Origin of the sequence: Mesorhizobium sp. M7A.F.Ca.CA.003.01.2.1, from assembly GCF_003998945.1 — a bacterium.
GTDB classification, from domain to species: Bacteria; Pseudomonadota; Alphaproteobacteria; order Rhizobiales; family Rhizobiaceae; genus Mesorhizobium; species Mesorhizobium ciceri.
This window is the reverse complement of record NZ_RZRA01000540.1, coordinates 1-3888: the sequence shown is the minus strand read 5'-3', so window position 1 is coordinate 3888 and position 3888 is coordinate 1. Positions and strand designations below refer to the sequence as shown.

The following is a 3888-nucleotide window of genomic DNA, read 5'->3' as shown; positions in this document are numbered from 1 at the left end:
CGTCAGGATCGGTCCCAGAACCGGGCCGATGCACGGCGTCCAGCCGAAGGCGAAAGCCAGCCCCATGACATAGGCCGCGATTGCACTTGCCGGCTTCCCTTGCGACTGGAAGCGTGCCTCGCGTGACAGCAGCGGAATGCGCAGGACGCCGAGGAAATTCAGGCCCATGAGGATGATCAGCACGCCTGCGCCCATGGCCAGCGGCTCCTGCCAGACGCGCAGCAGCCGGCCGATGGTCGAGGCGCCGGCGCCGAGCGCGACAAAGACGGTCGAGAAGCCGAGCACGAAGGCGATCGAAGAATAGATCAGCGCGCCGCGTGCGCCTTCACGCGCTGTCGCACCCGCATTGCCACGGAAATCGTCGACCGAGACGCCGGCCATATAACAGAGATAAGGCGGCACCAGCGGCAGCACGCAAGGCGACAGGAACGAAATCGCCCCAGCCCCGACCGCGCTGACATAGCCGATGTCCAATGCCATTTCCAAGAACTCCAATGTCGTGACGCCGATATAGCGACGCGCAGCCTTGTCCACCAATCACCATTGTGTTGGCAAGATCATCCATTGCCCGACGCACTTGCCAGGAAGAAACGACAGCCCGCAGGCGTTGATGCTGTGAGGCCGCGATTTCCCGCGCGTCTCCAGATATCAGTCAGGAGATTTCCATGAAAACCATAACCGCAGGACTGGCAGCGCTTCTGCTCAGCACCGCCGCATCCTTCGCTGCCGACGCGTGGAAGGAAGCCGAGGTCAATGGCGCCAAGATCTACACCGACGCCAATGGCATGACGCTTTACACCTATGACAAGGACGAGAAGGGCAAGAGCAACTGCTACGACAAATGCGCCACCAACTGGCCGCCGCTGAAAGCCGAAGCCGGCGCCAAGGCGGATGACGAGTGGAGCGTCGTCGACCGCACCGACGGCACCAAGATGTGGGCCTATGACGGCAAGCCGGTCTACACCTTCATAAAGGACAAGAAGCCCGGCGATGTGACCGGCGACGGCGTCGGCGAAGTCTGGCATATCGTCAAGGCCGACTAAGCACGCCATTCCCGCTGCTGGCGGGACAAGGGCTGGTCGCCGGGCATCTCCATGCCATCCGGCGGCCGGCATCGAACAGCCCGTTATAATGTCGCCCGTCCTGGTTTGGGCAGCATTTCAACGACTCGGCGGAAAAATGAATCGGGTCGTTTCCGCTGACTCAGACCCACCATCTGCCTTTCCCAAATTCTGTGATTTTCTCCATACACTCTAAGAGTGTATTGCTGCGGACCGGCCCGCAATTTGGGCGCTTCCCCTTGACCGGATGCAAAAGCGCGGCCATGTGAGCGACAAATAGAACGAGATTTCGTCGCGCGCAGCGGAATTCTTCTGCCGCACCACAGCTGATATGAGACCTCATGGACGTCGTCGTCGTCGAATCGCCGGCCAAGGCGAAGACAATCAACAAATACCTCGGCAAGAACTACAAGGTTCTGGCCTCGTTCGGCCATATCAGGGACTTGCCGGCCAAGGATGGCTCGGTGCGTCCGGATGAGGATTTCGCCATGTCCTGGGCGGTCGACACCGCCTCCGGCAAGCGCCTCGCCGACATCGCCAAGGCGGTCAAGGACGCCGACGGCCTGATCCTCGCCACCGATCCGGATCGCGAAGGCGAAGCGATTTCCTGGCATGTGCTGGAAGTTCTGAAGCAGAAGCGCGCGCTGAAGGACAAGCCGGTCAGCCGCGTCGTCTTCAACGCCATCACCAAATCGTCGGTGCTGGAAGCGATGGCCAATCCGCGCCAGATCGATGCGCCGCTGGTCGATGCCTATCTCGCCCGCCGGGCGCTGGATTATCTCGTCGGCTTCACGCTGTCGCCGGTGCTGTGGCGCAAACTGCCGGGCGCCCGTTCGGCCGGACGCGTCCAGTCGGTTGCGCTGCGTCTCGTCTGCGACCGCGAATCCGAGATCGAGCGCTTCATCCGCGAGGAATACTGGCAGATCGCTGCACTGCTGGGCACGCCGCGCAACGAGAATTTCGAAGCGCGGCTGACCGCCTTCGATCGCAAGAAGCTGCAAAAGCTCGACATTTCCAACAAGGCGCAGGCCGACGACATCAAGTCGATGCTCGAAGGCGCGACCTTCAAGGCGGTGTCGGTGGAAGCCAAGCCGACCAAGCGCAATCCCGGCCCGCCCTTCACCACCTCGACGCTGCAGCAGGCCGCCTCGTCGGGTCTCGGCTTCTCGGCCAGCCGCACCATGCAGGTGGCGCAACGCCTCTATGAAGGCATGGAGATCGGCGGCGAGACCACCGGTCTGATCACCTATATGCGAACCGACGGCGTGCAGATGGCACCCGAGGCGATCGACGCCGCACGCGATGCCATTGCCAAGGAATTCGGTCCGAAATACCTGCCGGAAAAGCCGCGCCAATATACGGCCAAAGCCAAGAACGCCCAGGAAGCGCACGAAGCGATCCGCCCGACGGATTTCATGCGTACCCCGGCATCGGTCAGGCAATATCTCGATTCCGACCAGATGCGGCTCTATGAGCTGATCTGGAAGCGCGCCATCGCCAGCCAGATGCAGCCGGCCGAAATCGAGCGCACCACCGCCGAGATCGAGGCGGTCAATGGATCGCGCACCGCGGAGCTGCGTGCCATCGGTTCGGTCGTTCGGTTCGACGGTTTCATCGCCGCATACACCGACCAGAAGGACGACGATGCGGAAGACGAGGAAAATCGTCGCCTGCCCGAGATCCGTGCCGGCGAGCAGCTTGCCCGCCAGGCGATCAACGCCACCCAGCACACCACCGAGCCGCCGCCGCGTTACTCCGAAGCGTCGCTGATCAAGAAGCTGGAAGAGCTCGGCATCGGCCGGCCTTCTACCTATACGGCGATCCTGAAGACGCTCGAGGACCGCGACTATGTCACCATCGACAAGCGCCGGCTGGTGCCGCAGGCCAAGGGCCGGCTGCTGTCGGCTTTCCTCGAAAGCTTCTTCAAGCGCTATGTCGAGTACGACTTCACCGCGTCCCTCGAGGAAAAGCTCGACGAGATTTCGGACGGCAAGCTCGCCTGGAAGGACGTGCTGCGCGATTTCTGGAAGGATTTTTCCGGCGCCGTCGCCGACATCAAGGAACTGCGCGTCACCGACGTGCTGGATGCGCTCAATGAAGAGCTGGCGCCGCTGGTGTTCCCCGCGCGCGAAGACGGTTCGAATCCACGCATCTGCCCGAAATGCGGCACCGGCAATCTGTCGCTGAAGCTCGGCAAGTTCGGCGCCTTTGTCGGCTGCTCCAACTATCCCGAATGCTCCTTCACCCGCCAGCTCGGCGATGCCGCCAACTCCAATGGCGAGAATGGCGGCGGCGAAGACGGCACCAAGGTCATCGGCAAGGACCCCTATACGTCAGAGGAAATCGCGCTGCGCAGCGGCCGCTTCGGCCCCTATCTGCAACGCGGCGACGGCAAGGAAGCCAAGCGCTCCAGCCTGCCCAAGGGCTGGACGGCAGAGTCGATCGACCACGAAAAGGCGCTGGCGCTGCTGTCGCTGCCGCGCGATGTCGGCCAGCATCCGGAAACGGCCAAGATGATCTCGGCCGGGCTCGGCCGTTACGGTCCGTTCGTGCTGCATGACGGCACCTATGCCAATCTCGAAAGCATCGAGGACGTGTTCTCGATCGGCCTCAACCGCGCCGTGTCGGTGATCGCCGAGAAGCAGCTGAAGGGCAAGGGTGGCCGCAATGGCGGCACGGCCGCTGCGCTCAAGGAGCTCGGCGACCACCCCGATGGCGGCGGCAAGATCGTCGTGCGCGACGGCAAATACGGGCCTTACGTGAATTTCGGCAAGGTCAATGCTACGCTGCCCAAGGGCAAGGATCCCCAGTCGGTGACGATGGAGGA

The 3888-nt window shown here is 62.6% G+C and carries 3 protein-coding genes; 2 read left to right on the top strand and 1 reads right to left on the bottom strand.

Annotated features, from left to right (window positions below; translation table 11 throughout):
- Positions 1 to 480 (bottom strand): cytochrome c biogenesis CcdA family protein (locus EN969_RS20620; RefSeq protein ID WP_164758381.1); only part of this gene is annotated, 480 nt, incomplete at its 3' end.
- Between the two features lie 185 nt (positions 481 to 665).
- On the opposite strand from EN969_RS20620, the gene EN969_RS20615 reads away from it, so the two are divergent.
- A complete protein-coding gene (locus tag EN969_RS20615) occupies positions 666 to 1043 on the top strand; it encodes a hypothetical protein (RefSeq protein WP_024503571.1) in 378 nt (125 codons plus the stop codon).
- 359 nt (positions 1044 to 1402) lie between these two features.
- Positions 1403 to 3888, top strand: a 2486-nt coding sequence (topA, locus tag EN969_RS20610; protein ID WP_127419350.1) for a type I DNA topoisomerase, incomplete at its 3' end; no start/stop codon positions are given.

Bases quoted from the DNA above. Each gene is read 5' to 3' on its own strand.
- EN969_RS20615 (WP_024503571.1), top strand. From the start codon at position 666: ATGAAAACCATAACCGCAGGACTGGCAGCGCTTCTGCTCAGCACCGCC.